Annotated in this window: 27 protein-coding genes and 2 tRNA genes; 15 read left to right on the top strand and 14 right to left on the bottom strand. The window is 64.1% G+C overall.

The genetic code is table 11. The annotated features are described in order from the left end of the window. Nucleotides 1–5: 5 nt before the first annotated feature. The 3 genes from ACEWPL_RS07435 to ACEWPL_RS07425 are packed head-to-tail and all read right to left on the bottom strand — an operon-like array spanning nt 6 to nt 2,618. Nucleotides 6–800 carry a CbbQ/NirQ/NorQ/GpvN family protein gene (locus ACEWPL_RS07435; RefSeq protein ID WP_393933025.1) on the bottom strand — a complete coding sequence of 265 codons (795 nt, stop codon included), beginning with the start codon at nt 798–800 and terminating at the stop codon, nt 6–8. A gap of 3 nt (nt 801–803) precedes the next feature. Further along, nucleotides 804–2,153, bottom strand: a complete 1,350-nt coding sequence (locus ACEWPL_RS07430) for a cbb3-type cytochrome c oxidase subunit I (RefSeq protein WP_393933023.1) — start codon at nt 2,151–2,153, stop codon at nt 804–806. Between the two features lie 12 nt (nt 2,154–2,165). Further along, nucleotides 2,166–2,618, bottom strand: a complete 453-nt coding sequence (locus ACEWPL_RS07425; RefSeq protein ID WP_393933021.1) for a c-type cytochrome — start codon at nt 2,616–2,618, stop codon at nt 2,166–2,168. A gap of 121 nt (nt 2,619–2,739) precedes the next feature. On the opposite strand from ACEWPL_RS07425, the gene ACEWPL_RS07420 reads away from it, so the two are divergent. Further along, the gene (locus ACEWPL_RS07420; protein WP_393933019.1) at nt 2,740–2,946 is read left to right on the top strand and encodes a DUF1858 domain-containing protein; all 207 of its coding nucleotides are present in this window, start codon (nt 2,740–2,742) and stop codon (nt 2,944–2,946) included. Between the two features lie 13 nt (nt 2,947–2,959). On the opposite strand, the gene ACEWPL_RS07415 is transcribed toward ACEWPL_RS07420, so the two are convergent. Next, nucleotides 2,960–3,652 (bottom strand): Crp/Fnr family transcriptional regulator, encoded by a 693-nt coding sequence (locus ACEWPL_RS07415; protein ID WP_393933355.1) that lies wholly within the window; start codon nt 3,650–3,652, stop codon nt 2,960–2,962. A 169-nt stretch (nt 3,653–3,821) separates the two neighbouring features. On the opposite strand from ACEWPL_RS07415, the gene ACEWPL_RS07410 reads away from it, so the two are divergent. The 3 genes from ACEWPL_RS07410 to ACEWPL_RS07400 all read left to right on the top strand — a co-directional run bounded on the left by ACEWPL_RS07410 (nt 3,822) and on the right by ACEWPL_RS07400 (nt 6,317). Beyond that, nucleotides 3,822–4,253, top strand: a complete 432-nt coding sequence (locus tag ACEWPL_RS07410) for a pseudoazurin (protein WP_393933017.1) — start codon at nt 3,822–3,824, stop codon at nt 4,251–4,253. A gap of 74 nt (nt 4,254–4,327) precedes the next feature. Beyond that, nucleotides 4,328–5,545: a copper-containing nitrite reductase gene (gene nirK / locus ACEWPL_RS07405; protein ID WP_393933015.1), complete on the top strand. Its 1,218-nt coding sequence runs from the start codon at nt 4,328–4,330 to the stop codon at nt 5,543–5,545. Nucleotides 5,546–5,573: 28 nt separating this feature from the next. Next, nucleotides 5,574–6,317: a formylglycine-generating enzyme family protein gene (locus tag ACEWPL_RS07400; RefSeq protein ID WP_393933013.1), complete on the top strand. Its 744-nt coding sequence runs from the start codon at nt 5,574–5,576 to the stop codon at nt 6,315–6,317. A 52-nt stretch (nt 6,318–6,369) separates the two neighbouring features. Here the strand turns inward: ACEWPL_RS07400 and ACEWPL_RS07395 are convergent. Together ACEWPL_RS07395 and ACEWPL_RS07390 are read right to left on the bottom strand one after the other, a co-directional pair. Then, a tRNA-Thr gene (locus ACEWPL_RS07395) sits at nt 6,370–6,445 on the bottom strand. Nucleotides 6,446–6,501: 56 nt separating this feature from the next. Next, the gene (locus ACEWPL_RS07390) at nt 6,502–7,377 is read right to left on the bottom strand and encodes a hypothetical protein (RefSeq protein WP_393933011.1); all 876 of its coding nucleotides are present in this window, start codon (nt 7,375–7,377) and stop codon (nt 6,502–6,504) included. Between the two features lie 166 nt (nt 7,378–7,543). Between ACEWPL_RS07390 and uvrB the strand changes: the two genes are divergently transcribed. Both uvrB and ACEWPL_RS07380 read left to right on the top strand, forming a co-directional pair. Then, complete coding sequence (gene uvrB / locus ACEWPL_RS07385) at nt 7,544–9,742, top strand: excinuclease ABC subunit UvrB (RefSeq protein WP_393933009.1); 2,199 nt, start codon at nt 7,544–7,546, stop codon at nt 9,740–9,742. Between the two features lie 70 nt (nt 9,743–9,812). Next, entirely contained in the window at nt 9,813–9,998 is a 186-nt protein-coding gene (locus ACEWPL_RS07380) for a PLDc N-terminal domain-containing protein (protein WP_393933007.1), read from the top strand. 75 nt (nt 9,999–10,073) lie between these two features. On the opposite strand, the gene ACEWPL_RS07375 is transcribed toward ACEWPL_RS07380, so the two are convergent. After that, a complete protein-coding gene (locus tag ACEWPL_RS07375) occupies nt 10,074–10,334 on the bottom strand; it encodes a TFIIB-type zinc ribbon-containing protein (RefSeq protein WP_393933005.1) in 261 nt (86 codons plus the stop codon). Between the two features lie 188 nt (nt 10,335–10,522). On the opposite strand from ACEWPL_RS07375, the gene ACEWPL_RS07370 reads away from it, so the two are divergent. From ACEWPL_RS07370 to ACEWPL_RS07360, 3 genes are read left to right on the top strand one after another with little or no spacing between them, the layout of a single operon-like run. Then, a complete protein-coding gene (locus tag ACEWPL_RS07370) occupies nt 10,523–11,236 on the top strand; it encodes a precorrin-6A/cobalt-precorrin-6A reductase (protein WP_393933003.1) in 714 nt (237 codons plus the stop codon). Continuing rightward, nucleotides 11,218–11,862 (top strand): DNA-3-methyladenine glycosylase family protein, encoded by a 645-nt coding sequence (locus ACEWPL_RS07365; protein ID WP_393933001.1) that lies wholly within the window; start codon nt 11,218–11,220, stop codon nt 11,860–11,862. Before ACEWPL_RS07370 ends, ACEWPL_RS07365 begins: the two co-directional genes overlap by 19 nt. Further along, nucleotides 11,859–12,527: an alpha/beta hydrolase gene (locus tag ACEWPL_RS07360; protein ID WP_393932999.1), complete on the top strand. Its 669-nt coding sequence runs from the start codon at nt 11,859–11,861 to the stop codon at nt 12,525–12,527. Before ACEWPL_RS07365 ends, ACEWPL_RS07360 begins: the two co-directional genes overlap by 4 nt. Here the strand turns inward: ACEWPL_RS07360 and ACEWPL_RS07355 are convergent. The 5 genes from ACEWPL_RS07355 to cysS form a co-directional block, all read right to left on the bottom strand. Then, complete coding sequence (locus tag ACEWPL_RS07355) at nt 12,524–13,747, bottom strand: MFS transporter (RefSeq protein ID WP_393932997.1); 1,224 nt, start codon at nt 13,745–13,747, stop codon at nt 12,524–12,526. The genes ACEWPL_RS07360 and ACEWPL_RS07355 overlap by 4 nt on opposite strands. 44 nt (nt 13,748–13,791) lie before the next feature. Then, complete coding sequence (gene cobA, locus ACEWPL_RS07350; protein WP_393932995.1) at nt 13,792–14,643, bottom strand: uroporphyrinogen-III C-methyltransferase; 852 nt, start codon at nt 14,641–14,643, stop codon at nt 13,792–13,794. Nucleotides 14,644–14,857: 214 nt separating this feature from the next. Next, nucleotides 14,858–15,637, bottom strand: coding sequence for a squalene/phytoene synthase family protein (locus ACEWPL_RS07345; RefSeq protein WP_393932993.1), 780 nt, complete (start codon nt 15,635–15,637; stop codon nt 14,858–14,860). Beyond that, nucleotides 15,630–17,237, bottom strand: coding sequence for a citramalate synthase (gene cimA / locus ACEWPL_RS07340; RefSeq protein WP_393932991.1), 1,608 nt, complete (start codon nt 17,235–17,237; stop codon nt 15,630–15,632). Before cimA ends, ACEWPL_RS07345 begins: the two co-directional genes overlap by 8 nt. A 223-nt stretch (nt 17,238–17,460) precedes the next feature. Further along, entirely contained in the window at nt 17,461–18,900 is a 1,440-nt protein-coding gene (cysS, locus tag ACEWPL_RS07335; RefSeq protein WP_393932989.1) for a cysteine--tRNA ligase, read from the bottom strand. A 351-nt stretch (nt 18,901–19,251) separates the two neighbouring features. On the opposite strand from cysS, the gene ACEWPL_RS07330 reads away from it, so the two are divergent. Both ACEWPL_RS07330 and ACEWPL_RS07325 read left to right on the top strand, forming a co-directional pair. Next, entirely contained in the window at nt 19,252–20,790 is a 1,539-nt protein-coding gene (locus ACEWPL_RS07330) for a trimethylamine methyltransferase family protein (protein WP_393932987.1), read from the top strand. A gap of 42 nt (nt 20,791–20,832) precedes the next feature. Further along, the gene (locus ACEWPL_RS07325; RefSeq protein WP_393932985.1) at nt 20,833–21,678 is read left to right on the top strand and encodes an EamA family transporter; all 846 of its coding nucleotides are present in this window, start codon (nt 20,833–20,835) and stop codon (nt 21,676–21,678) included. A gap of 42 nt (nt 21,679–21,720) precedes the next feature. Here the strand turns inward: ACEWPL_RS07325 and ACEWPL_RS07320 are convergent. Further along, nucleotides 21,721–21,796, bottom strand: a tRNA-Lys gene (locus ACEWPL_RS07320). A gap of 107 nt (nt 21,797–21,903) precedes the next feature. On the opposite strand from ACEWPL_RS07320, the gene dapF reads away from it, so the two are divergent. From dapF to ACEWPL_RS07300, 4 genes are read left to right on the top strand one after another with little or no spacing between them, the layout of a single operon-like run. Then, complete coding sequence (gene dapF, locus ACEWPL_RS07315) at nt 21,904–22,737, top strand: diaminopimelate epimerase (protein ID WP_393932983.1); 834 nt, start codon at nt 21,904–21,906, stop codon at nt 22,735–22,737. Further along, on the top strand, nt 22,734–23,984 hold the full coding sequence (gene mtaB, locus ACEWPL_RS07310) for a tRNA (N(6)-L-threonylcarbamoyladenosine(37)-C(2))-methylthiotransferase MtaB (protein WP_393932981.1): 1,251 nt from the start codon (nt 22,734–22,736) through the stop codon (nt 23,982–23,984). The genes dapF and mtaB overlap by 4 nt, the downstream gene beginning before the upstream one ends. 1 nt (nt 23,985) lies before the next feature. Continuing rightward, nucleotides 23,986–24,597: an FMN-binding negative transcriptional regulator gene (locus ACEWPL_RS07305; RefSeq protein ID WP_393932979.1), complete on the top strand. Its 612-nt coding sequence runs from the start codon at nt 23,986–23,988 to the stop codon at nt 24,595–24,597. Between the two features lie 53 nt (nt 24,598–24,650). Next, on the top strand, nt 24,651–25,253 hold the full coding sequence (locus ACEWPL_RS07300) for a glutathione S-transferase (RefSeq protein WP_393932977.1): 603 nt from the start codon (nt 24,651–24,653) through the stop codon (nt 25,251–25,253). A gap of 62 nt (nt 25,254–25,315) precedes the next feature. Here the strand turns inward: ACEWPL_RS07300 and ACEWPL_RS07295 are convergent, their stop codons facing one another. Next, nucleotides 25,316–26,008: an outer membrane protein gene (locus tag ACEWPL_RS07295; RefSeq protein ID WP_393932975.1), complete on the bottom strand. Its 693-nt coding sequence runs from the start codon at nt 26,006–26,008 to the stop codon at nt 25,316–25,318. Between the last annotated feature and the right edge of the window lie 187 nt (nt 26,009–26,195).

Below are 26,195 nucleotides of genomic sequence, written 5' to 3'. Positions count from 1 at the left end.
GACGTTTATCCGTAGATCGTCGCGACCAGATCGCGCAGCGCCTGCTGCACATCCGGCTCGTCGCTCAGCGGCTCGATCACCGCGGCCTCCAGCGCTTGCGCCACGCCCATGCCATCAGCCATAAGTGTGGCGGCATAGATCAGCAAACGGGTTGAAACACCTTCCTCCAGATCCATGCCCGAGAGAGTGCGGATATGCCCGGCCAGCCGCACCAGCGGCGCGACGCGGCCCGGCTCCAGCCGGCTTTCACGGGCGACGACGGCGATCTCGGCCTCTTCGCCGGGGAAGTCGAAGCTTATCGACAGGAAGCGCTGGCGCGTCGACGGCTTAAGCCGTTTCAGCACGTTCTGGTAGCCGGGGTTGTAGCTGGCCACCAGCATGAAGCCTGCAGGCGCGACCAGTTCCTCGCCGGTGCGGTCGATCATCAGCGTGCGGCGCGTGTCGGTCAGCGGGTGCAGCACCACGGTCACGTCCTTGCGCGCCTCGACCACCTCGTCGAGATAGCAGATGCCGCCCTCGCGCACCGCGCGGGTCAGCGGGCCGTCCACCCAGACCGTCTCGCCGCCCTTGAGAAGGTAGCGCCCGATCAGGTCCGCCGCCGACAGATCGTCATGGCAGGCCACGGTATAAAGAGGCTTGCCCAGCCGCGCTGCCATATGCTCGACAAAGCGGGTTTTGCCGCAGCCGGTCGGCCCCTTCAGAAGAAGGGGCAAACCGTTGTCATAGGCCGTCTCGAACAGCTCGCACTCGCTGGCGGCGGGCTGATAGAAAGGCAGTTTGGGAGTGGTTGCGATATTCATGGCTTATTCTCCTGGAACAGGATTGGCAGGGCCGGGTGCGATGACCTCGCGTTTGCGCACGACGAGGATCGAGTAGATGAAGAGCAGTGCCCCGATCACCACAGCCGCTCCCGCGCCGAAGCGCATCATGTAGAAGAGCGACAGACCGTCCTGCACATCCATGTAGTAGTCGCCCACGACGCGCTGCATATGCGTCTGGATGGTGCCCGCAAAGGTCAGCACGAAGGTCATGAAGGCCATGCCGCCAGTCATCAGCCAGAAGGAGGCCATGTTCAGCACCTGGTTATAGGGCTGGCGTCCCAGCAGCATCGGCATCGCGTAGGTGAAGACCGCAAGGTTCAGCGCCACATAGGCTCCGTAGAAGGACAGGTGTCCGTGCGCTGCGGTGATCTGCGTGCCGTGCGAGTAGAAGTTGACGCCATGCAGCGTGTGCAGGAAGCCCCAGACGCCCGCGCCGAAGAAGGCAACGGTGGACGAGCCGAGAGACCACAGCAGCGCGGCCTTGTTCGGGTGGTTCTTGCGGCCCTTCCAGACCATGACGAAGGCAAAGGACATCATCAGGAAGAACGGGATCACCTCGAAAGTCGAGAAGATCGAGCCGATCCACTGCCAGTAGCCCGGCAGACCGATCCAGTAGAAGTGGTGCCCGGTGCCGAGGATGCCCGAGAAGAGCGCGGTGGCGACGATGACATAGAGCCATTTTTCCACCACCTCCCGGTCGACGCCCGTCAGCTTGAGCAGCAGGAAGGCGAGGATCGAGGCCATGACCAGCTCCCAGGTCGCTTCGACCCAGAGATGGACGACGAACCACCAGTACATCTTGTCGAGCGAAAGGTTGTCGGGGTTGATGAAGGCAAAGACCCAAAGCAGCGAGAGGAGCCAGAGGCCCATCAGCAGCACGTTGGTGATCGCCGTCTTCTTGCCCGCCAGAACGGTCATCGAGATGTTGAAAAGGAAGATCAGCGCGGCCACGAGAATGCCGAACTTGACCCAGAGCGGCTGCTCGAGGAACTCGCGCCCGCCATGGATGCCGACAAGGTAGGAGCCGACGGCGCCAAGCGTGCCGACCATCAGGATGATCAGCTGCAGATAGGCCAGCTTGACCGAGTAGATCTCACGCTCGGATTCCTCCGGGACGAGGAAATAGGCAGCCCCGAAGAAGCCCAGCAGCAGCCAGACGATCAGCGCGTTGGTGTGGATCATGCGGATGATGTTGAAGGGCAGGATCTCGGACAGGAAGTTGGGCGAGACATAGATCCAGCCCGCCAGCAGCCCCCCGATGACCTGGATGCCAAAGAGGGCCATTGCGCAGACGAAATAGGCCAGCGCGACCTTTTGCGATTGATATTTCATGTGTCCGTCTCCTTAGCCGGCGTCGTTGGGCGGCCAGCCCTGCGTGTCTGTCTGATCGGCCCAGCGAAGGAATTCGGCAAGGCCGCGCATTTCCTCTTCGGTGATCTCGAAATGGGGCATCTGGCGGCGTCCCTCGATGCCGCTGGGCTGGGCGTTCATCCACCCGTCCAGGATTTCATACGCGCCCTCGGGATCGTCCTGGACGCCCCAGCGGGTCATCACGTTGCCGACCTCGGGTGCGAAGTACGCGCCCTCGCCATGCAGGCTGTGGCAGTTGATGCATGAATGGCGTTCCCAGACATGCTTGCCCAGAACCACCGCCTCGCTCAACTCCATGCCGGCGGTTGATTTTTCGACCACATATTTGTGGCTGTGAACGCTGAGCCCGATGAACACCACGACGAAGAATATGGACCCTCCGTAGAAAATGTTGCGGGCCCGCGATTTGGTCAGAATTTCCGCCATGCTGCGGCCTCCGTTGTAATTGGATGACCCTAGCTAGCGCGACTGATCCTGCGAGAGTTTGTGCTGGCACAACGTTTGGCGGGGTTTTCAAAGGTAGTCAGATCACAAGGAGGAAAAGGCGATGCGTGGCCCCAGACTTGATGATCCAGATTTGTGCCTGAGCGATCTGATGGAGGCATGGCCCCAGACGATCCCGGTCTTCATTCGGCACCGGATGCTGTGCGTGGGCTGCATGATCAGCCCGTTTCACACATTGCAGGATGCCTGCACGGAATACGGGCTGGATGAGGCTGAGTTCTTGGCCGAGCTGCAAAGCGCGGTCAGTTAGATGGCACAGCGGGCTAGTGCCCTTCGGCCAACACGACCAGCGCATGGGCGTCCAGCACCTTGATCCGCTTGCGCCGGCTCTCGACCAGGCCGCGCCGTTCCCATCCGCTCAGAACGCGGCTGACCGTGTGCAGCGTGGTTGCCGTCAATTCCGAAAGATCCTGCCGCGTGATGGGAAAGTCGATCTCGATCCCGCCCTCGACCTTGCGGCCCGTCTGGTTGATCAGCCGCAGCAGCGCGTTGGCGACACGCTGTTCGACCTGCTGAGTCGCCAGCTCAACGATGCGGGTGTTCATCTCGCCCACGCGGTGGCCCAGCGTCTTGTAGGTCTCGGTGGCAAAGCCGTCATAGTCCGCCACGAACGTCTCCCACAGGCGCGTGGGCCAGCTGAGCACGATCGACTCGGTCGCCGCCATTGCTGTTGCGGGGTAGGTGGTGCGCCCGATCGCCTTGGCGATGCCTAAAAGCTGACCTGCGGGGATATGCAGCGCGGTCACCTGCTCACCGCCCGGTGTAATGCGCACCACGCGCACATAGCCGTCCAGCAGCATATAGAATCGGTCGGCCTCGGCGCCCTCCTCAAAGATATGCGTCCCGCTCTCCACGCGCCGCGAGGTGGCCTGATCCAGAATGGTACGGATCTGCCGTCGCTCCAGCCGCGAGAAGGGCGGCAGGTGCGTCAGCAGGCTCTCGTCCAGCCGGGGCATTGTCTTGGGCGTCATATCCGAGGTCATCCATCCTCTCTGACACAGTGCGGCGCTGCATACCAGATCGCAGAAAAACGACGACCGCGCAAAATGTTGTGCCAGCGCAAACTGTGCGCGCGCGCCGGAGCTAAAAGGACGCCAACCGATCATTGATAGAAGGAAGAAAGAAATGATCCGTACCCTAGCAACCGGCCTCGCCCTCGGAGCTCTGATGAGCGGCGCCGCCTTTGCTGAAACTTTCGAAGTCCAGATGCTGAACAAGGGTTCAGACGGCGACCGGATGGTGTTCGAGCCTGCCTTCGTACAGGCCGCCCCCGGCGATACCATCCGCTTTGTGCCCACCGACAAGAGCCACAACGCCGAAACGATTGACGACATGATTCCGGAGGGCGCCGAAGGCTTTGTCGGCAAGATCAACCAGGAGGTCGAAGTGACCCTCGATGCCGAGGGTGTCTACGGCATCATGTGCAAGCCGCATTACTCCATGGGCATGGTGATGACCATTGCCGTGGGCGATGTGGACGCGCCGGCTGAATTCCTGGAAGGGCGCGTGCCGCGCAAGGCCAAGGAACGATTCGAGGCGCAACTGGGCAATCTGTGACCCAAAGCCAGCCGGGCCATGATGGCCCGGCAGCCAACCAAACAGACACGACAACTGACCCGATGGAGGGATCAATGACCAAATTCATCAACCCCGGCCTCAAGATGACCAGCCGCCGCAATGTTCTGCGCGGCACCGTTCTGGCCGGCGCCGCCGCGATGACAGGCGCCAGCGCGATGTCCGCGCCGCGCCGCCCGTCCATGCAAAATGCCAATGCCGCCTCGGCCAAGATCCACAAGGCCGCGGCTCAGCAGACCGCCGCCAGTACCGCCAAGCCCGCCGATCTTTCCGGCTATACCCGCGTCCGCCAAGAACTGGTTGCGCCGCCCTTTGCGCCCGAGCACGAGCAGGTGGCGACCGGCGGCCCGAAGATCATCGAGATCACGATGGACACGACCGAACGTCTCATGGTGGTCGACGAGGATACGGGCGCCTCGGTCTGGGCGCTGACCTATAACGGCTCGGTCCCCGGCCCGCTGATCATCTGCCACGAAGGCGACATGATCGAGCTGACGCTGCGCAACCCTGAAGACAGCATGATGGAGCACAATATCGACTTCCACGCCTCGACCGGCGCGCTGGGCGGCGGTGGTCTGACCCATGTCTATCCGGGCGAGGAATGCGTGCTGCGCTGGAAGGCGACCAAGGCCGGCTGCTTTACCTATCACTGCGCACCCGGCGGGGCGATGATCCCCTATCACGTCACCCACGGCATGAACGGCGCGGTCATGGTGCTGCCGCGCGACGGGCTCAAGGACAAGGACGGCAATCCGCTGAAATACGACAAGATCGCCTATATCGGCGAGCAGGATTACTACCTGCCCAAGGATGAAAGTGGGGACTTCAAGTTCTACGAGGCGGCAGGCGATGACTATGCCGACAGCCTCGATGCGATGCGCACGCTGACACCGACGCATTGCGTCTTCAACGGCTCGGTCGGGGCCCTGACCGGAACCGGCGCGCTCAAGTTCAACGTGGGCGAGACGGTGCTGATGATTCACAACCAGGCCAACCGCGACTCGCGTCCGCACCTGATCGGCGGGCATGGCGACTATGTCTGGGAGACGTCTTTCACCAACGAGCCGCTGACCGGAGTCGAGACATGGTTCGTGCGCGGCGGGACCGCGATGGCGTCAATGTACACCTTCGAGCAGCCCGGCGTTTACGCCTATGTCAACCACAACCTGATCGAGGCGGCGCTTCTAGGTGCCACAGCACATTTCGTGGTCGAGGGGGAGTGGAACAACGACCTCATGGAGCAGGTCGCCGCACCTCGCGCCTTCGCAACCTGAGTTTGGAGTAGCCGACATGACCGTCGCCATGAGCACCCTTCCGCTAAGCAGCAAGCCGATCCTGCTTCTGGCAGTGGGCGTCGTGGCGGCGGTGATTGCCTTCGGAGCCGCGCAGATCCTGCGCGGTCCCACCCCCTCGCTGGCGCCGTTGCCCGAGATGGCCGCCGCGCCGGTCACCCTACCGGATGGCGCTCCGCTCTATGTGCAGCGCTACGAGGTGACGTTGGCTGAATGGGGCCGCTGCCACGCAGATGGTGCCTGCACCCTTGCCCTGCGCGGCCGCGCCGATCTGGACCCGGCAACAACGCCCGCCACCGGCCTCAGCTATATGGATGCCGCCGAGTACCTACGCTGGATCAACCATGCCACCGGGCACGATTTTCGCCTGCCCACCGCCTCCGAGTGGGAACATATGGCCCGCCCCGTCCTGCCTCACAGCGTCGATCCGATCTTTACCGACCCATCGCTTCAGTGGGCCTCGTCCTACCTGACCGAAGGCCTCGCGCCCCGTGCGCTGCGACCGCAAGGCAGCTTTGCCAGCTCGCCCGAAGGCATCGCGGATCTGGATGGCAGCGTCTGGGAATGGACGCAAGAATGCTATGCCGGTGCGGATGCGGGCATCGACCCGGAGCGCTGCCCGGCCTATTTCGTCGGCGGCGAGCATGTCTCGGCAATGTCCTTCCTCATCCGCGACCCCGCCCGAGGCGGCTGCGCCGTCGGCGCCCCGCCCGCCCATCTGGGCATGCGTCTGGTCTCGGACAAGCCGGTTTAGGCGCGCCGCGACAACGGAAAGGCGGCATGTGATCTGGAAATCGCGATTAAAATGGTGCCCCCACACGGACTCGAACCGCGGACCTACTGATTACAAATCAGTTGCTCTACCAGCTGAGCTATAGGGGCGCCGAGGCGGCGTTTAGCAGGGTGCCGCGGGGTTGGCAAGCGCGGTTGAGCGGTGCTTAGGGCGTGATCAGCGTGATGCCGGGCATGCGGCCGATATCGTAGACGTCCTCGTCATATAGATCGCTCAGCTCGTCGACCATTTCGTCGGTCCAGCCGGGCAGGTCCAGCTCTTCCTCGATGGCGTCGTCATTCGCGAACTTGTCGAGAAAGGCCGAGATGACGCGGCGTTTCTGCATCTCGGTCATGCCGGGATGCTGCTCCAGATAGCTCTCGAACCGTGTCATGCCTGTCGGGCTCATGATTTCGCGCAAGAGCGCATGCTCTCCGGTCAGGGGCACGCCGGGTTCGACCCCGGCCATTTCGCGCAGGATCTGGCCCCAGATCAGGGGCGTGTCCTCGTTGCACCAGATCGTGATCGGGATATCGGGGATCGCGGCGCGCACGCGCTGTATCATGCCGGACCAGCGCATCTCGCGCGGGTCGGTGCCGGCCAGATAGGCGGTAAGGCTGTCGAACTTGGTCTGGGCCATGATGGCGGGCAGGAAGGTGGCGGGATTGCAGATGGCAAAGAACATCTCGATCTCGTCGCGCGCAAAGATCTCGCGGAAGGTCTGCGTGCGGCCAGCGGCGGCAGTATAGAAATCCCCGCCAGAGGCCGCCATCTTGGGCGTGCCGAAAAAGCCGGGGTTGGACAGGATCAGCCGCTCGGGCACCTCGTCAAAGCCGAGCGCGTCCATCAGAACTTCGCGCGTATCCTCGGCCAGGCTGCCGTCGGCGCCCGCATGCAGCACGTCGCGCAAGAGGCGGCGATATTCCTTGGGATAGGGCACTTGCGTGCCGCGCTCGGCCAGCATCGGCTGATTGGCGGTGAGGCATTTCAGCAGGCGGTCCTCGTCGGTAATATGGGCGCCTGCGTGAAGAACGAGCTGCATGGTGGGGGTTGTCCGAAGTGCAAATTGATGGGGCCGTGCTCTGTATATGGCGCATCGGGCCGCAGATAAACCGGTTTCACGTAGGGGCGCGGCGGGCGGCGCGGGTTGAATGGCGCGAAAAAAGTATCAAATGTGTGCCTTGCGCCGCTCCAAGGATACCGCTCCCATGCCCTACGCTCATTCCGACAGCCAGCCCCCCGTCTTGGCCAATCCCGCGCCCGATGTGCGCGACCGGCTCAAGCTGGAAGGTGGCAAGCGGTTCGAGATGGTCAGCGAGTTCTCGCCCGCAGGTGATCAGCCCACGGCCATCGTCGAGTTGTCTCAGGGCGTGAAGGACGGCGACCGTGACCAGGTGCTCTTGGGTGCGACCGGCACGGGCAAGACCTATACGATGGCCAAGGTCATCGAGAAAACGCAGCGCCCCGCCATCATCCTGGCCCCGAACAAGACTCTGGCCGCGCAGCTATATGGCGAGTTCAAGGGGTTCTTTCCGAACAACGCAGTCGAGTATTTCGTCAGCTATTACGACTATTACCAGCCGGAGGCTTATGTCGCGCGCAGCGATACCTTCATCGAGAAGGAGAGCCAGATCAACGAGCAGATCGACCGTATGCGCCACTCGGCCACGCGGGCTTTGCTCGAGCGGGACGATGTCATCATTGTCGCTTCGGTCTCGTGCATCTACGGCATCGGCTCGGTCGAGACCTATGGCGCGATGACGCAGGACCTGAAGGTCGGCACGGATTACGACCAACGGCAGGTGATGGCCGATCTGGTCGCGCAGCAATACAAGCGCAACGATGCCGCGTTCCAGCGGGGCAGTTTCCGCGTGCGGGGTGACAGCCTGGAGATTTTTCCCGCCCACCTGGAGGACCGCGCGTGGCGGCTTAGCTTCTTCGGGAACGAACTGGAGGCGATTACCGAATTCGATCCGCTGACCGGGGAGAAGACCGGCAGTTTCGAGCAGATCCGCGTCTATGCCAACAGCCACTACGTCACGCCCAAGCCAACGATGCAGCAGGCCATCATCGGTATCAAGAAAGAGTTGCGCACGCGGCTCGACCAGCTGGTGGGCGAGGGCAAGCTGCTGGAGGCGCAGCGGCTGGAGCAGCGCACGAATTTCGATCTGGAAATGCTGGAGGCGACCGGCGTCTGCAACGGGATCGAGAATTACTCGCGCTACCTGACGGGCCGCGCGCCGGGCGAGCCGCCGCCGACGCTCTTTGAGTTCATCCCCGACAATGCCATCGTCTTTGCGGATGAGTCCCACGTCAGCGTTCCGCAGATCGGCGCGATGTATAAAGGCGACTATCGCCGCAAGTTCACCCTGGCTGAGCACGGCTTTCGCCTGCCCAGTTGCATGGATAACCGCCCCCTCAAGTTTGAGGAATGGGACGCGATGAGGCCCCAGTCGGTGTTCGTGTCCGCGACCCCCGCCAAGTGGGAAATCGAACAGACCGGCGGTGTGTTTACCGAGCAGGTCATCCGCCCCACCGGCCTTCTGGACCCGATGGTCGAGATCAGGCCCGTTGAGACGCAGGTCGACGACCTGCTGGACGAGGTGCGCCGCGTGGCCGCAGACGGCTATCGCACGCTGGTCACCACCCTGACCAAGCGGATGGCCGAGGATCTGACCGAATACATGCATGAACAGGGCATCAAGGTGCGCTACATGCATTCCGACATCGACACGATCGAGCGGATCGAGATCCTGCGCGATCTGCGCCTTGGCGCGTTCGACGTGCTGATCGGCATCAACCTCTTGCGCGAGGGTCTGGATATCCCCGAATGCGGGCTGGTCGCCATTCTGGACGCGGACAAGGAGGGCTTCCTGCGCTCGGAGACCTCGCTGATCCAGACGATCGGCCGCGCCGCGCGGAACGAGAAGGGCCGCGTCATCATGTATGCGGACCGCATCACCGGCAGCATGGAGCGCGCGATGGGCGAGACGGATCGCCGCCGCGCCAAGCAGATCGCCTATAACGAAGAGCATGGCATCACGCCGGCGACGGTCAAGAAGAACGTCGAGGATATTCTTGCCGGTCTCTACAAGGGCGACGTGGACATGGCGCGCGTCACCGCCAAGGTCGACAAGAAGCTGCATGGCGGGAACCTCCAGGCGCATCTCGATGCGCTTCGCACAGATATGCGCAAGGCTGCCGAGAACCTCGAATTCGAGGAGGCCGCGCGCCTGCGCGACGAGGTCAAGCGCCTGGAGGCCGTCGACCTGGCCATCGCGGACGATCCGCTGGCGCGGCAATCGGCGGTGGAGGAAGCCGTCGCAGCAGGCTCCAAAACGCGCGGGCGCTCGACCGCGGGCAAGCCGGGGCAGCGGGGCGGAAACGTCAAGCGGCGCAAGAGGTAGGCGCAGGGGCGGCGGAACCGAAAGGCTCACGATCACGTTACATCCCCAATCGAAGAATAGGAGATGTATCATGGAATATGGTCTTTTCGGAATTATCGTTCTGATCGCGGATATCTATGCGATCTATCAGGTGCTCACGTCGGGCACGTCGACGGGCAAAAAGGTGCTGTGGACGCTGCTCATCCTGATCCTGCCGATCATCGGCTTCATCATCTGGCTGATCGCAGGTCCGCGTGGCAACAAGGCGCACGTATAAGCGTCTCGGATGACATGGAAAGGCAAAGAGCGGGCCGATTGCCCGCTCTTTTTTCGTCGTGGATAATAGCAATCCCTAAAAGTCGAAGATCTCACCCAAGAGGCTGCCGCGCTTTTTCTTCTTGCGCGAGCGGTCGTCATACCGATCATCGTAGTAATCGCCGCGGCCGCGGTCGGCGCTGGGTGGCGGTGGCGGCGGCGCCACGTCCGAGCGCTCGATGATCTTGTCCAGCTCCCCCCGATCCAGCCAGACACCCCGGCATTCCGGGCAGTAATCAATCTCGACCCCGGATCGGTCCGTCATTACCAGCTGGGTTCCGTCAATCGGACATTTCATCGCTACTCCCTTTCGTTTTGCTTTGTTTTGCACGTTCGATGTGGGCGCACCCTCCGCTTGTTGCAACGGGCCAGCCTGCGGCACGGCGTCCTTTTGCCGAAGCTGTTTGACGATTGCACAGCACCGTGCCGCCGCTATGGTCGATCCATGATGCGCCGTTGCCGTGATACCGCCCCTCGGGGGATATCGTGACCCTGCTGATCCTTGCCGGCACCGGCGAGGCGCAGCGCCTTGCCGCGCGCATGGCGCAGGAGGGTCGGCCTTGTGCCGTCTGGCTCCCGGAGGGTCAGCGCCTCTCGCTGCAGGAGTGGCCTGTGCCCTGTCATCGCGGGACGCTGGCGTCGTGTCTGAGCGACATCGCGCCCGATGCGGTGCTGGATGCCAGCCATCCTTTCGCCGGTGACATCTCGCAGGAAGCGGCGCGTTACTGTGCAGATCATGGCCTGCCCTACCTGCTGCTGCGGCGTCCCGAATGGCGCGCGCAGGACGGCGACCGCTGGACCCATGTGGCCAGCGATGCCGAGGCGGTCCAGCATATCGCGCCGGGCAGCACTGTCCTTGTCGCCTCGGGGCGCGAGGGGCTGGCGGCCTATGCGGCGTTGCCAGCCGGATATATTTATTGCCGGCAGATCGGTGCGCCAGATGTGCCCTTTCCGCTACTAAATGGCGAATGGCTGGTCCAGCAGCCGCCCTTTCCAGTGGAGGAGGAGGTGGCGCTGTTCCGCCGGCTTGGCATCGACTGGCTGGTCTTGCGCAATGCCGGTAGCGCCCGCGCGGAGACCAAGCTGAGCGCCGCCCGCATCCTTGGCATCCATGTGGCGATGATCGCACGGCCCGCCCCGCCCGATGCGCCAAGCGTCGAGACGGAGGCCGAGGCGCTGGCATGGGTACGCGACTTGTGAGCCTGCGGATCATCGAAACCGATGCCGATGTGGCGGCGGATGCCGACGCGCTTTGCGCGATGTGCCCGTGCATGGCCGAGGCCTATGCCCAGACCGGCACGCTGCCGCTGCGGCGCAGGCCCGATGGTTTTGCCGAACTGCTCAGCGCCATCATCAGCCAGCAGGTCAGCGTCGCCTCGGCCAATGCTATCTGGACGCGGATGCAGGAGGCGGGCCTGACCGCGCCCGCGCCGATCCTGATCGCGGGGGAGGAGGGGCTGCGCGCCGCGGGCCTCAGCCGGCAGAAGATCCGCTATGCGCAGGAACTGGCCCATGCGGGCATCGACTACGGCGCGCTGCGCAGCGCCCCCACGGATGAGGTGCTGAAAACGCTGACCACGGTGCCGGGTATCGGCACATGGACGGCGGAAATCTACGCGATGTTCAGCCTTGGCCGCGCGGATGTGTTTGCCCATGGCGATCTGGCGCTGCAAGAGGCGGCGCGCCTCCTATACGATCTGCCCGAGCGCCCGAACGAGCGTGCAATGCGCACCATGGCGGCGGATTGGAGCCCCTACAGGTCGGTTGCCGCCCGCCTGCTTTGGGCCTACTACCGGGTGGCAAAACAAAGGGAAGGCATCAGATGACGCGAGTTTTGAACGCTGGCCGCCGCGAGCCGATTTCAGGCGAGACGAGATCCATCGTGGTCTTTCTGCATGGCTACGGCGCAAATGGACCGGACCTTCTGGGCCTTGCCGATCCGCTGGGCGAGCATCTGCCCGATACCCTGTTCGTGGCACCCGACGCACCCGAGAACGTGCCGGGCATGCCGAATGGGTTCCAGTGGTTTCCCATCCCGTGGATCGACGGCAGCAGTGAGGAAGAGGCCGAGCGCGGCCTCTTGGCCGCCGCCGATGATCTGAACGCGTTTCTGGATGCGCTGATGGTAGACGAGGACGTGCTGCCCGAGCAGGTCGTCCTTTTCGGCTTTTCCCAAGGCACGATGATGGCCCTGCATGTGGCGCCGCGCCGCGAGGACGAGGTCGCGGGTATCGTCGCCTTCTCGGGCCGCCTCCTGCGCCCCGAACTCTTGGCCGACGAGGTCGTCAGTCGCCCTCCGATCCTTTTGGTGCATGGCGACTCGGATGAGGTCGTGCCGCCTCAATCCCTGCCCGAGGCTGCCGAGGCGCTGCAGTCCGCGGGCTGGAAGGACGTCTATGCCCACGTAATGAAGGGCACCGGCCACGGCATCGCGCCTGACGGGCTTGAGGTGGCGCTGGCCTTCATGGCGGACAAGCTGGGTCTGGGTTAAGAGGCGCCCTCGCGCCCGCGCGTGACCAGCCAGATTAGCGCGCCGCCCGCCAGAGCCAGAAATGGCGCCATCGCGAGGTTAACGGACATCCAGCCGGTCTGCGCATCGCCGCCCGAGCAGTTCATCAGCCCGCCCGAGGCCAGCGAGGCTACCGTGACGCCGCCAAAGACCAGCAGGTCATTGAGGCCTTGCATGCGGCCGCGCTCATGCGGCTCGTGCGCGCCGGCCAGCATAGAGGTGGCCCCGATAAAGCCGAAATTCCAGCCGACCCCCAGCAGGACCAGCGCGACAAAGAAGTTCTCAAGGTTGACGCCCTGAATGGCGACCACGCCCGCAGCGGCAAGGATGGCGATGCCCGCGCCCAGGATCTTCTCGACGCCGAAGCGCGCGATCAGGTGGCCGGTGAAGAAGGACGGGATATACATCGCCAGAACATGCGCTGTCACCACATCTGCCGCCGTACCTGCGTCAAAGCCGCAGCCGACCACCGCCAGCGGCGTGGAGGTCATCACGAGGTTCATCAGCGCGTAGGAAACCATGGCGCAGATCACCGCCACCGCAATGCGCGGCGTCTTCAACAGCTCGATCCGGCTACGCCCGCGCGGGGCGTCCTGATCGGGGACGGGCGGCTTGGGGATGTTCAGGAAGAGGAAGAGGACCGAGCCGACGAGGTTCAGCACGATCACCGCAAGGTAGGTGCCCAGAAACGGCACGACCATTGCCTGCGCCGTCACCTTGACCAGCTGCGGGCCGATGATGGCGCTCATCAGCCCGCCTGCAAGGACGTAGGAGATCGCCTTGGGGCGGAATTCATCGCTTGCGGTGTCGGCGGCGGCAAAGCGGTAGAAACCTTGCGCGCTCATGTAGAGGCCAGTCAGAAGGCTGCCCAACAGGAAGAGCGGGAAGGAGGCGGTGTAGAGGCCGTAGGCGCCGACCGCGCCGCCGATCGCGCCGCCCGCTGTGCCGAGGAAGAACCCTGTGCGCCGCCCGTATTTCTGCATGATGGCCGAGACCGGCGTCGCCGACAGCATCGAGCCGATGACGATCATCGAAATCGGCAGCGTCGCAAAGCACGGGTTGGACGCAAGTCCAGTCCCGGCAAGGCCCGCGACGACGAAGATCATCGGCATCTGCGCGCCAAGGATGGCCTGCGCCAGCACGAGAACGGTTACGTTACGCCGGGCGCGATTGTCGTCGGTGAGGGAGGCGGCATATGTCATGCCGCAGAGTGCTAGACCGGTCTTGGGGGCTTAGCAAGAGCCCGCTAGGCGACCTCGGCAGCCATGCCACGGCCCAGAGGATCCATGTCGCGCACCGGCTCGCCGGCCATCTGGCCCTGCCAGTCAAGCACCTGGCGCATCAGGACCGAGCGACCGATGCACAGAAGTGCCGGGGGCTCCAGCCCGCTGGCAATGATATCGGCGGCCATGCGGCTGAGCGTTGTCTCGATCACCTGCTGCTGGGGTGTGGTGGCATTGCAGACCACGGCGCAAGGCTCGTCCGGGTCGCGGCCATGTTTCATCAGCGATGCGCTGATCTGATCGGCGTGTTTCATGCCCATGTAAATCACCAGCACCTGACTGCCCTCGGCCAGCGCCTTCCAGTTGAGAGAGGCGGGCGCATTGCCGGTCTGGTCGTGGCCGGTGACGAAGGTGACGGACTGGTTGACGTCGCGGTGCGTCACGGGGATGCCGGCATAGGCCAGCCCCCCGATGCCCGCGCTGATGCCGGGGATGATGCGCACAGGGATGCCATGTTGCACCAGCGTCTGCGCCTCTTCGCCGCCGCGGCCAAAAACAAAAGGATCGCCGCCCTTGAGGCGCAGGACGCGTTTCCCGGCGCGCGCCAGATCCACGAGGCGTAGCGAGATGTCGCGCTGCTGGGCGGACGGCTTGCCGCCGCGCTTGCCCGCGTAGATCTTCTCGGCCTGAGACGCCCAGTCGAGGATGCATTCCTGCACCAGCGCGTCATAAACCACCACATCCGCCTGACGCAGCGCGTTGAGCGCGTGGATGGTCAGCAGGCCCGGATCGCCGGGGCCAGCCCCGCAGAGCCAGACCCAGCCGGGCTGGATCGTGGGCCACTGATGGGCAGGGAGGGGGAGCGCGTCAAACATGGACAAGGATATGACGCGAGATTCTCGGTGTGGGAAGAGGGGCGGCTCCTGCGCAGGCCTTGGGCTGCGAAACGCCGTTCAGGGCAATGCGGGTGCCGTGGAGTGTTTGTTCGCGCCGGGCTGCGGTTCGGGTGTTTCGTTTTCCGATTGTGCCATTTGATAGAACGGAATTTTAATTTGCGCAGTTGCATGTCTGGTGCGTGGAACGCAGTCCCTACCACCGCCCGGTCATGGATCGCGCCATCAGCCCGAGCGAAGAGCGAATCGGCGCAGGTTCCAGCCCGCCATTCACCACCAGCGCCGGATGCACCGCCGCGCGGCGCAGAACGCCGCCGGCCTGCCATGCGGCCATCAGCGCGGGGCGCGCCTCGGGGCTGATCTTGGCGCGCTGGGCGCGGGCGCTTGCCAGACGGCGCAGCCCGTCCTCGGCCAGCGCGCGAATGCCCTCGGAGCGACCGTCCAGAAGGGGGATCCGCCCGGCCTCCTCCAGGGCGGGGATGGCGCGAAGCCACCCGGCGACGCCGGTTGCATAGCCCGCAGCCATCACAACCTGCGCGTCCACCTGCCCAAGGGCGCGCGCGGCGGCCAGCATCAGGTTGCCGCTGGTGTGCTCGATATAGCGGGTCAGGTGCGCGTCGTCCTCGAAAGGCTCGCGGTAGATGTCCCACTGACGCGCGACAATCAGATCGTCGAGCAGCTTGGCGCCTTGCGCGTCCAGCACATCGGCCAAGGGTGTCACCACCTCGTGACGCCGCACCTTGCCGCCCTCCGCGATCTCCTCCAGTGCGTCACGCCACCATTGCAGCCGCATCTCGGCGATCATGGATTCCTGCGTCATCCAAGGGGCGCGTGAGACCTCGACATTGAAGGCATAGACCGGGAAAAGCACCCGCCGCGCTGCCACCGGCGCCGCCATTGCCGCGCGAAAGCGGTCGGGATCGCCCCGACGCACTAGGTCGGCGCAGCCGGTCAGATCCTGGCCCAGCTCAGGCACCTTGCAGCAGCTTCCAGTTGATCGCGTCCAGCAGCGCGTCGAAGGACGCATCGACGATGTTCGCGCTGACGCCGACGGTGGACCAGCGGCGGCCCTGATCGTCCTCGCTGTCGATGATCACGCGGGTCACGGCCTCGGTCCCGCCCTGGGTGATGCGCACCTTGAAATCGACCAGGCGCATATCCTCGATCAGGCCCTGATAGCGGCCCAGATCCTTGGCCAGGGCCTTGCTGAGCGCGTTGACTGGGCCGCGGTCGCAGCCCAGCTCGTCCATCGATTCGCTGACCGACAGCTTTTTTTCGCCATCGACCTTCACGACGACGACCGCCTCCGAGAGGCTGACCATCTGGTCATACTTGTTCTTGCGCCGCTCGACCGTGACCTTGTAGCGCTTGACCTCGAAGAAGTCGGGCAGGGTGCCGAGGGCGCGGCGCGCCAGCAGCTCGAAACTGGCCTGCGCGCTGTCATAGGTATAGCCGATCGCCTCACGTTCCTTGATCTGGTCGAGGATGAGGGCAAGGGCCGGATCACCGGGCGCAACCTCGATCCCGGCCTCCATCAGGCGCTGGCGCAGGTTGGACTGGCCCGCCTGATTGGACATCGGGATGATGCGCGCATTGCCGACAAGGGCCGGCTCGATATGCTCGTAGGTCGAGGGATCCTTGAGGATCGCGCTGGCATGCAGCCCCGCCTTGTGCGCGAAGGCCGAGGCGCCGACATAGGCGGCCTGCCGCATCGGGACGCGGTTCAGGATATCGTCCAGCTTGCGGCTGATCCGGCTGAGCCCTTTCAGGGCGTCAAGGCTGACGCCGGTCTCATAGGTGTTGGCATAGGGCTCTTTCAGCAGCAGCGTCGGGATCAGCGTGGTGAGGTTGGCATTGCCGCAGCGCTCGCCGAGGCCATTGAGCGTCCCCTGCACCTGCCGCGCGCCCGCGTCGATGGCGGCCAGCGATCCGGCGATGGCGTTCTCGGTGTCGTTATGGGTGTGGATGCCGATATGATCGCCGGGGATGCCCGCAGCGATCACCTCGGAGGTGATGTGCCCGATCTCGCTGGGCAGGGTGCCGCCATTGGTGTCACACAGCACGATCCAGCGCGCGCCTGCATCATATGCTGCGCGGCACACCTCAAGCGCATAGGCCGGGTTCGCCTTGTAGCCGTCAAAGAAATGCTCGGCATCCAGCAGTGCCTCGCGGCCCTCGGCCACCAGATGCGCGATCGATTGCGCGACATTCTGGATGTTTTCCTCGAGAGTGATGCCAAGGGCGCGCTCGACATGGAAATCATGCGCCTTGCCGACGAGGCAGACAGTTTGCGTTCCGGCGTTCATCACGGCGGCCAGCACATCGTCATTGGCGGCGCTGCGGCCCGCGCGCTTGGTCATGCCGAAGGCGGTCATTTTCGCGCGGGTCTTGGGGGCGGCATCGAAAAAGGCGCTGTCGGTCGGGTTCGCGCCGGGCCAGCCGCCCTCGATATAGTCGACGCCGAGTTGATCAAGCATTTCCGCGATGCGCTGCTTCTCGGCGGTCGAGAAGCTGACGCCCTGGGTCTGCTGGCCATCGCGGAGAGTGGTGTCGTAGATCGAGAGACGTTGTTTCATGGGGCCAAGCCCCCTCCGCGCGGAATCAAGGCGTGCGTCAGCGCGCCGCCGCGCAGCGCCCGACCGCCCCCTGGGCGGGCGCTTTTGCGACGTTCGACCCGCTCTGTGCCGTTGGATGCACTCGCACGATAAAGCGCACCCTTTAGAGTGCAGGAGCGCCCCCCCGCGGTCGGGCGCTGCACGGCTTGAGCATTGACGGTGCTGGTTGTGTGTTTCGCCCCGGTCATTTTAAGGCGTCCAGTTTAGAGGGGTCGAAATTAGTACCAATCCGAAAGCTAGACGGCAGACCTTTTCGATCTTCTACAACGACGCCGGCGTCAGTTAACGCACTGCGAATTTTATCAGCAACCACCCAGTTTTTCCGAAGTTTCGCCTCATCTCTGTCGAGCAATAGCTTTGCAATGAAGTCGTGATACTCGCTTTCTCCAACGCTTGAGACGCCTAATCTGCTGATGAGATGCAAGGAGTTCCAATCTTCGATCAAGCCTAAGAAATCTAGCGACGCGGCAAATTCAGAGATATGGACTGCGCTTCCATCTTTTGCGAGCTTGTGCAGATCAGCGATGGCTCCTGCAGTGTTGAGATCGTTAGCAACGCAGTTTAAGATATCCGGTGAAGGCGACCATCGCCCTTCTTTCTTCAAGAGTTTGACCATATCAGAGGTATAACCCGCTTGAAGTAACTTGAAGGTCCAGTCTTCAAGAGTACGCGCCGCCTCCTTCGCCTTCTCCGCCGTCCAATCCATCGGCTTCCGGTAATGCGTGCTCAAAAACACGAACCGGATCACTTCACCCGGCACGCCCTGATCCAGCAAATCCCGCACCGTGAAGAAATTGCCCAGCGACTTGGACATCTTCTTGCCCTCGACCTGTAGCATCTCGTTATGCATCCAGACCTGCGCAAAGCCGCCCTCGGGGTGGGCGCAGCAGCTTTGGGCGATTTCGTTCTCGTGGTGGGGGAACATCAGGTCATTGCCGCCGCCGTGGATGTCGAAGCTTTCACCCAAGAGGTCATAGGCCATGGCCGAGCACTCGATATGCCAGCCGGGGCGGCCATAGCCCCAGGGGCTGTCCCAACCGGGCTGGTCGCCCGAGGACGGCTTCCACAGGACAAAATCCATTGGATTGCGCTTGTAGGGGGCCACTTCGACGCGGGCGCCGGCGATCATGTCGTCGATGCTGCGGCCTGATAGCTTGCCATATTCAGTGTAGCTTTCGACGGCAAAAAGGACGTGGCCCTCGGCGGCGTAGGCGTGGCCCTTGGCGATCAGATCCTCGATCATCGCCACCATCTGCGGGATGAACTGCGTGGCGCGGGGCATCTGATCGGGCTGCAGCGCGCCCAGTTCCCCCATGTCATCCTGAAACCACTGGATCGTCTCTTCGGTAATATCGCCGATCTTGCGGCCGGACTCGGCGGCGCGCGCGTTGATCTTGTCATCGACGTCGGTGAAGTTGCGCACATAGGTCACATGATCCGCGCCGTAGACGTGCCGCAAGAGCCGGTAGAGCACGTCGAACACCACCACGGGGCGCGCGTTGCCCAGATGGGCGCGGTCATAGACCGTGGGCCCGCAGACATACATCCGCACGTTTTTCTCATCCAGCGGCACAAAGGTCTCTTTGCGCCGGGTGCGGGTGTTGTGCAGCTTGATCTCGGTCATGGCGGGCCTCGCGGGGTTGGCTCGGGGTGGTGCGGGCTTAGCAAGTCCGGCCCTGCTTTGGAATAGCGCAGATGGGCGCGCCGGGTCCGGTGCTTGCACCGGCAAGCGCCCCCCCGGGTGGTGCAAAAACGACATGGGTCGCAATCAGGACAGACAGCAGTCCGCGCACGTGCACGAATTGACGGGTCAACAGCGGAGAGATGGCCATGTCGCCACTCAGCAAGATCGCCCTCGTGATCCGTACCATCGGTGCGGCGCGGGGACGTGCCGCGCGAGGCGGGCCGGCGGACCTCTGACGCCCCCGACCTGATCCCCTGATACAATTTCCTCCTCATGAACGAGGCCCCGAAGATGAACCAGATTGCCCCCCGCCGTACAGGTGGACGTGCCGCGCGCCGTGCCGTGCGCTCTGCCCCCGTCCCTTACGCAATGCGCGCCATTCGGCCCGGTATGGAAGGCGGGCGATACAGCCCGCTCAGCCCGGCCGATGTGCAGCGTATCCACGAGACCGCGCTCGACGCGCTGGAGCAGATCGGGCTGGCCGATGCGCCGCCCAGCGGGGTGGCCTACCTGACCGGCGCGGGCGCCATTTTGGGCGAGGACGGGCGCATCCGCTTCCCCCGCGCGCTGATCGAGGACACGATCGCGCGGGCCAATCGCAGCGTGACCCTGATGGGCCGCGATCCGGTGCACGACATGCAGCTGAGCGGCACGCGGGTGCATTACGGCACAGCGGGCGCCGCAGTGCATATGGTGGATGTGGACGGGCGCAATTACCGCGAATGCACCGTGCAGGACCTGCATGATGCCGCGCGGATCTGCGACGTGCTGGACAATATCCATTTCGTGCAGCGCCCCATGGTCTGCCGCGATATTTCGGACAACATGGAGATGGACCTCAACACGCTCTACGCCTGCTGCGCGGGCACGACTAAACATGTGGGCGTGTCTTTCACCGAGCGTGCTTTTGCCCGCAAGGGGATCGAGATGCTGCACCTGATGGCCGGCTCCGAAGCCGCATGGCGCGAGCGGCCCTTCGTGTCGAACTCGAACTGCTTTGTCGTCCCGCCGATGAAATTTGCCACCGAATCCTGTGAGGTGATGGAGGAGTGCATCTTGGGCGGAATGCCGGTGCTGCTGCTGAGTGCCGGGATGGCGGGCGCGACCGCGCCCTCGACCATTGCGGGCGCCATCGTGCAGGCAACGGCGGAATGCCTGGCCGGCCTCGTCTATGTGAATGCGGTCAAGCCGGGGCATCCGGCGATCTTCGGCACATGGCCCTTCGGCCTCGATCTGCGCACGGGCGCGATGACGGGCGGCTCCGGCGAGCAGGCGCTGCTGACGGCGGGCTGCGCGCAGATGCACCGCTTCTACGATTTGCCGGGCGGCGCCGCAGCGGGCATCACCGATGCCAAGCTGCCGGACATGCAGGCCGGGTGGGAGCAGATGTGCTCGAACGTGATGGCGGGGCTGTCGGGGCTGAACATGGTCTATGAGGCGGCGGGGATGCACGCATCCTTGCTGGGCTTCTGTCTCGAATCGCTGATCCTTGGCGATGACCTGATCGGCCACGCGCAGCGCTGCGTGCGCGGGATCGAGGTGGATGACGAAACCCTCGCGCTGGAGCAGATCCGGCAGGTTTGCATCGGCGGTCCGGGCCATTACCTTGGCACCGCGCAGACGCTGGCCCGGATGGAGAGCGATTACCAGTATCCAAGGACCGGCAACCGGATGAGCCCCAAGCAATGGGCCGAGGTCGGCAGCCCCGATCTGAACGCCACGGCGACGGCCCGCAAGGAGGCGATCCTGTCCCAGAGATCAGCTGCGCGTTTTGCACCCGATGTGGACGCCGCGATCCGGGCGGCGTATCGGATACACCTTCCCACCTGATCGCAAACCCCCTAGCGTGGCGCCTTGTACGAGGAGCCCCGCATGAGCCTGACCGTCTTTCTCGCCGTGATAGGCGCCGCCCTTCTGCACGCCGTCTGGAACGCGGCGGTCAAGGGCGGCACGGACAAGAAATTGGCGATGGGGGCCGTCGTGGTCGGCCACACGCCGTTTGCCCTGGCCGCCATCGCCTATGCGCCACTGCCCAACGCGGAGGCGCTGCCCTGGATGACGGCGGCCCTCGCGCTTCATATGGGATACCAGCTTTTCCTTATGCGCGCCTATGAGATGGGCGATCTCAGCCAAGTCTATCCCATCGCCCGCGGCTCGGCCCCGCTGATTGTCGCCGTGGTGTCTGTGACGGCGCTGGGCGTGCATCTGAGCGGTGCCGAGCTGCTGGCCGTCGCCATCATCGCCCTTGGCATCATCAGCCTTGCCGCCGTGCGGCGGGCTGACGGGCTGCGAAACGGGCGGGCGGCGGGGATGGCGCTGATCACCGGGATGTTCATCGCCTCCTATTCGCTGGTCGATGGGTATGGCGCGCGAATCGCGGGCACATCGCTGGGCTTCTATGCTTGGACGGCCTTGGTCAACTCGCTGCTCATGGCGCTCTACCTCGGGGCGCGCTACCCAGGCACGCTGCGCCGCATGGCGGGGCCGGGGCGGGTCATCTTCGTGCTGGGCGGCGGCGCGTCCTTTGTCGCCTATGCGCTGGTGACATGGGCGTTCACGCAGGCACCTATCGCGCTGGTCACAGCCCTGCGCGAAACGAGCGTGGTCTTCGCGCTGCTGATCGGGGTGTTTTTTCTGAAAGAGCGGCTGGACCTGGCCAAGGTGCTCGCCACCGCAGGGATGCTGGCCGGAGCCGTGCTCTTGCGCATCGCGCGCTGATCGCCGGCGCGCCCGACGGACACGTTGCGAGAAAGGGAGAAGTGGTGAGCCCTGCAGGATTCGAACCTGCGACCCACTGATTAAAAGTCAGTTGCTCTACCAACTGAGCTAAGGGCCCACTGCGGGCGTATCTAGAAAGAGCGTGGCCGGCGGTCAACCCCAATTCCGCCGACAAGGCCGCGCAATCTCTGGATTCATTTCCGGCGGGGGTTTATATGCCGCCGCATGGATACGCGCATGGATACCGGTTTGCCCTTCATGAAGATGCACGGGCTGGGCAACGACTTTGTCGTCCTCGATGCGCGCGCGCGGGATGTCGGCATGACGGCGCCGCTGGCGATGGCCATTGCGGACCGCCATCGCGGCATCGGATTCGATCAGCTGGCGGTGATCGGCGCGGGCGCCGGGGACGCGCATCTGACCTTCTGGAACGCGGATGGCAGCATGGCGGGCGCTTGCGGGAATGCCACGCGCTGCATCGCACGCTACCTGATGGACGAAACCGGCAAGGATGCGTTGCACCTGACGACCGAGCGGGGCGATCTGATGGCGCGCGATGCGGGGGGCGGCATGACCTCGGTCAACATGGGCGCGCCGCAGCTGGAATGGCAGGAAATCCCGCTGGCCGAGGAGATGGACACGCTGGAGCTGCCGATCGAGGGCAGTCCCGTCGCCACCGGTATGGGCAATCCGCATTGCACCTTCTTTGTCGCCGATGCGGGCGCCATCCCGTTGGAGCAGTTCGGGCCCCGGTACGAGCATCATCCGCTTTTCCCGCAGCGCACCAATGTGCAGGTGGCCACCGTCATCGGCCCCGATCATATCCGCATGCGCGTGTGGGAAAGGGGCGCTGGCCTGACGCTGGCCTCCGGCTCCTCCTCCTGCGCTGTTGCGGTGGCTGCCGCGCGGCGCGGGCTGACCGGGCGCAGTGTGCGCATCGAGCTGGACGGCGGCACGCTGGATGTCGACTGGCGCGGCGATGGCGTCTGGATGACCGGCCCAACGATGCATGTCGCCAGCGGCACGCTGACGCGCCAGTTTCTGGAGAGCGCCCGATGAGCGCGCCGATCTTCTCCAACCACGGCTGCCGTCTCAACGCTTACGAGACCGAGGCGATGAAGGAGCTTGCCGCCGAGGCAGGTCTTGAAGGCGCCGTCGTGGTCAACACCTGCGCGGTAACCAGCGAAGCGGTGCGCAAGGCGCGGCAGGACATCCGCCGCCTGCGCCGCGACAACCCGACTGCGCGCATCATCGTGACTGGCTGCGCCGCCCAGACCGAGCCTGCGACGTTCTCGGCCATGCCCGAGGTCGACGCCGTGATCGGCAACACCGAGAAGATGCAGGCCAGCACCTGGGCGGACCTGGCCGGTGATTTCGGGACCGAGCCGGTGCAGGTCGATGACATCATGTCGGTGACCGAAACCGCCGGCCATCTGATCGACGGGTTCGGCACGCGCAGCCGCGCCTATGTGCAGGTCCAGAACGGCTGTGATCATCGCTGCACCTTTTGCATCATCCCCTACGGCCGAGGCAATTCGCGCAGCGTTCCCGCCGGTGTGGTTGTGGACCAGATCAAGCGGCTGGTGCAGAAGGGCTATAATGAGGTCGTTTTAACCGGCGTCGATCTGACCTCTTGGGGTGCAGACCTTCCCAGCGGCCCGCGTCTGGGTGATCTGGTGATGCGTATCCTCAAGCTGGTGCCGGATTTGCCGCGCCTGCGCATCTCCTCGATCGATTCGATCGAGGTGGATGAGAACCTCATGCAGGCCATCGCGACCGAGCCGCGCCTGATGCCGCATCTGCATCTGAGCCTTCAGCACGGCGATGACCTGATCCTCAAGCGGATGAAGCGGCGGCATTTGCGCGAAGACGCAATCGCCTTTGCCGAGGAGGCCCGCCGCCTGCGCCCCGACATGACCTTCGGCGCGGATATCATCGCCGGCTTCCCGACCGAGACCGAGGCGCATTTCGAGAACTCCCTCGCGCTGGTGCGCGAATGCGATCTGACATGGCTGCATGTTTTTCCCTACTCGCCCCGTCCCGGAACCCCGGCTGCGCGCATGCCGCAAGTGAATGGCTCAAAGATCAAGGAGCGGGCCGCTCGGTTGCGCGCGGCGGGCGACGCGCAGGTGGCGCGGCATCTGGCCGCGCAAGTGGGCCGCGCCCATGCGGTGTTGATGGAGAACCCGCATATGGGCCGGACCGAACAATTCACGGAAGTGACGTTTGACGCCCCCCGCCCCGAGGGACAGATCGTGCCCGCGCAGATCACCGGCGCGCGCGGTGCCCAACTGATCGCGGCCTGAGATGCATCCCAACCCGGTCTTTCGCGGCGCGACGACAGGCTTCAACCTCGATTTCGCGCGCCAGCAGGGCTTTGGCATGTTGGCGGCCGCGTCGGATGGCGCGCCGCTGATCAGTCATATCCCCTTCGTGTTGAACGCGGCGGGCGACATGGCCGAGTTTCATCTTGTCCGCTCGAACCCGATTGCCCGGCTGGGCGGCGCGCCTGCGCGGCTCGCCGTGCAGGGCCCGCATAGCTACATCTCGCCCGACTGGTACGGCGCCGAGGATCAGGTGCCGACATGGAATTATGTCGCCGTGCACCTTGTCGGCGTGATCGAGCAACGCTCCGACGCCGAGCTGCGCGCGCTTCTGGACCGTCAGTCGGAGGCTTATGAGGCGCGGCTTGCCCCCAAGACTCCATGGACGGCGGACAAGATGAGCGAAGGCGTGATGGAGCGGATGATGCGCCAGATCGTGCCCTTCCGGATGCAGGTCGCCGAGGTGCATGGCACCTGGAAGCTGGGCCAGAACAAGCCCGAGGCCGCCCGCCTCAGCGCGGCGGATCATGTCGATGCCTTTGGCATGGGGCAGGAGACCGGGCTGATCGCCGCACTGATGCGCGGGGCGGTATAGACAGCCCTCATTTACGCGCCTAGGCTCCGGCAAAATGCCAGAGGAGCGCCCTGATGAAACTGCTGACCGGCCCCACATCCCCCTTTGCCCGCAAGGTCACCGTGGTCCTGCACGAACTCAATATGACAGGTGAGGTCGAGATGCAGGTCATCACGACGACGCCGATCAAGACCGATCCCGAGGTCGCGGCCGCCAACCCATTGGGCAAGATCCCGGCGCTGATCCGCGAGGAGGGCAGCGCGCTCTATGACAGCCGGGTGATTTGCCGGTTCCTGAATGCCAAGGGGGGCGGCACGCTCTATCCCGAGGCGCACCAGTGGGAGACGTTGACGCTGGAGGCGACGGGGGATGCCATCATGGATGCGGGTATCGCCATGATCTACGAGGTCCGGATGCGTCCTGAAGAAAAACAATGGGACGGCTGGATCGATGCCCAGTGGGGCAAGATCGAGAAGGCGATGGATGCGCTTGAAAACCGCTGGATCAGCCATCTGACCGGGCCGCTCGACATGGGCGTGATCTCGGTCGCCTGCGCGCTCAGCTATCTCGACTTCCGCCAACCGGACCGCGAATGGCGCGAAGCCCGCCCGATGCTGGCGGCATGGCATGGCAAGTTCGATCAGCGCACGTCGATGCAGGCCACCCGGCCGAATTAACAGAAAGGCCCGAGGCGCAGCGCACCTCGGGCCTTATTCCTTGTCCCGGTATCGCCGCGCGATCAGAAGCTGTAGCTGATACCGATATTGACGGCATGGGTCACTAGTTCGGTGCGCAGCTTGCCATCGGGCTGGCCGAAATCGCCATCAATGGTGACGTCATTGTCCGACCAGGTGATCTGGTACTCGCCAAAGAGCGCCCAATCCTCGGTCAGCTCGTATTTCATGCCCGCGATCCCGCGCAGTGCGAGGCCGGTCATCTCGTAGTCATAAGTGCGGTTTGTCGCGCCGGTCGCCAGAATGTCGACATGCGGAAGGGCCACACCGATACCTGCACCGCCATAGGGAGTGAATTTGCTACCGCCGAACACGCCGGGAAAGCGCTTCATCACGTTGGCGGTGATGATGTTGTGCCCGTCAGTGAATTCCAGTCGCTCAAAGCCCATGGCAGCCTTGTCGGCCGAACCGGCGTACGCCTTGGTATGCGTGCCCTCGATGCCGAAACCCAGATTGCCGGGCGTCCACCACATGGCGCGGCCACCATAGTAGATCGGCGCGTCAAAGGACTTGCCGTCCCAGCTGACATTGCGGTCAAACGGGGTGCCATCCGGCCGGTAGCCAGAGGCATCGCTGTCGCTGGCCGTCTGAGTGCCGAGATAAAAGCTGAGCTCCAGCTCGGCGGCGGCAGGCGAGGCCAGGGCGATCGCGGCGATGGCGGCGGCGGATTTCAGGACGTTGGGCATGAGATGGGGCATGTGCATGGGCGCTTTCACAATGTGCGGCTGTCTGCGGATGTCTTACACCCCCCGCGTCCGCGCCTCAAGCGCGACACATCGGCACCCATCTCGAATGTGGCGCATTGCCCACTGGACGGGCTGGGAAAGCCTCGCTAAAACGCGAGGCGGAATGGTTGCAGGCATCCTGCGGCCTGAAACCCGTATG

It is taken from the genome of Roseovarius roseus, from assembly GCF_043355935.2.
Classification (GTDB): domain Bacteria; phylum Pseudomonadota; class Alphaproteobacteria; order Rhodobacterales; family Rhodobacteraceae; genus Roseovarius; species Roseovarius roseus.
The sequence above is the reverse complement of the archived record's forward strand: the minus strand, read 5'-3'. Positions and strand labels throughout refer to the sequence as shown.

Bases quoted from the DNA above. Each gene is read 5' to 3' on its own strand.
- ACEWPL_RS07410 (WP_393933017.1), top strand. From the start codon at position 3,822: ATGATCCGTACCCTAGCAACCGGCCTCGCCCTCGGAGCTCTGATGAGC.
- dapF (WP_393932983.1), top strand. From the start codon at position 21,904: ATGGATACGCGCATGGATACCGGTTTGCCCTTCATGAAGATGCACGGG.
- ACEWPL_RS07330 (WP_393932987.1), top strand. From the start codon at position 19,252: ATGAACCAGATTGCCCCCCGCCGTACAGGTGGACGTGCCGCGCGCCGT.
- ACEWPL_RS07435 (WP_393933025.1), bottom strand. From the start codon at position 800: ATGAATATCGCAACCACTCCCAAACTGCCTTTCTATCAGCCCGCCGCC.
- ACEWPL_RS07325 (WP_393932985.1), top strand. From the start codon at position 20,833: ATGAGCCTGACCGTCTTTCTCGCCGTGATAGGCGCCGCCCTTCTGCAC.
- uvrB (WP_393933009.1), top strand. From the start codon at position 7,544: ATGCCCTACGCTCATTCCGACAGCCAGCCCCCCGTCTTGGCCAATCCC.
- nirK (WP_393933015.1), top strand. From the start codon at position 4,328: ATGACCAAATTCATCAACCCCGGCCTCAAGATGACCAGCCGCCGCAAT.
- ACEWPL_RS07365 (WP_393933001.1), top strand. From the start codon at position 11,218: ATGGGTACGCGACTTGTGAGCCTGCGGATCATCGAAACCGATGCCGAT.
- ACEWPL_RS07400 (WP_393933013.1), top strand. From the start codon at position 5,574: ATGAGCACCCTTCCGCTAAGCAGCAAGCCGATCCTGCTTCTGGCAGTG.
- ACEWPL_RS07425 (WP_393933021.1), bottom strand. From the start codon at position 2,618: ATGGCGGAAATTCTGACCAAATCGCGGGCCCGCAACATTTTCTACGGA.
- ACEWPL_RS07355 (WP_393932997.1), bottom strand. From the start codon at position 13,747: ATGACATATGCCGCCTCCCTCACCGACGACAATCGCGCCCGGCGTAAC.
- mtaB (WP_393932981.1), top strand. From the start codon at position 22,734: ATGAGCGCGCCGATCTTCTCCAACCACGGCTGCCGTCTCAACGCTTAC.
- ACEWPL_RS07430 (WP_393933023.1), bottom strand. From the start codon at position 2,153: ATGAAATATCAATCGCAAAAGGTCGCGCTGGCCTATTTCGTCTGCGCA.
- ACEWPL_RS07380 (WP_393933007.1), top strand. From the start codon at position 9,813: ATGGAATATGGTCTTTTCGGAATTATCGTTCTGATCGCGGATATCTAT.
- ACEWPL_RS07420 (WP_393933019.1), top strand. From the start codon at position 2,740: ATGCGTGGCCCCAGACTTGATGATCCAGATTTGTGCCTGAGCGATCTG.
- ACEWPL_RS07375 (WP_393933005.1), bottom strand. From the start codon at position 10,334: ATGAAATGTCCGATTGACGGAACCCAGCTGGTAATGACGGACCGATCC.
- cysS (WP_393932989.1), bottom strand. From the start codon at position 18,900: ATGACCGAGATCAAGCTGCACAACACCCGCACCCGGCGCAAAGAGACC.
- ACEWPL_RS07415 (WP_393933355.1), bottom strand. From the start codon at position 3,652: ATGCCCCGGCTGGACGAGAGCCTGCTGACGCACCTGCCGCCCTTCTCG.
- cobA (WP_393932995.1), bottom strand. From the start codon at position 14,643: ATGTTTGACGCGCTCCCCCTCCCTGCCCATCAGTGGCCCACGATCCAG.
- cimA (WP_393932991.1), bottom strand. From the start codon at position 17,237: ATGAAACAACGTCTCTCGATCTACGACACCACTCTCCGCGATGGCCAG.
- ACEWPL_RS07295 (WP_393932975.1), bottom strand. From the start codon at position 26,008: ATGCCCCATCTCATGCCCAACGTCCTGAAATCCGCCGCCGCCATCGCC.
- ACEWPL_RS07390 (WP_393933011.1), bottom strand. From the start codon at position 7,377: ATGCAGCTCGTTCTTCACGCAGGCGCCCATATTACCGACGAGGACCGC.
- ACEWPL_RS07305 (WP_393932979.1), top strand. From the start codon at position 23,986: ATGCATCCCAACCCGGTCTTTCGCGGCGCGACGACAGGCTTCAACCTC.
- ACEWPL_RS07300 (WP_393932977.1), top strand. From the start codon at position 24,651: ATGAAACTGCTGACCGGCCCCACATCCCCCTTTGCCCGCAAGGTCACC.
- ACEWPL_RS07360 (WP_393932999.1), top strand. From the start codon at position 11,859: ATGACGCGAGTTTTGAACGCTGGCCGCCGCGAGCCGATTTCAGGCGAG.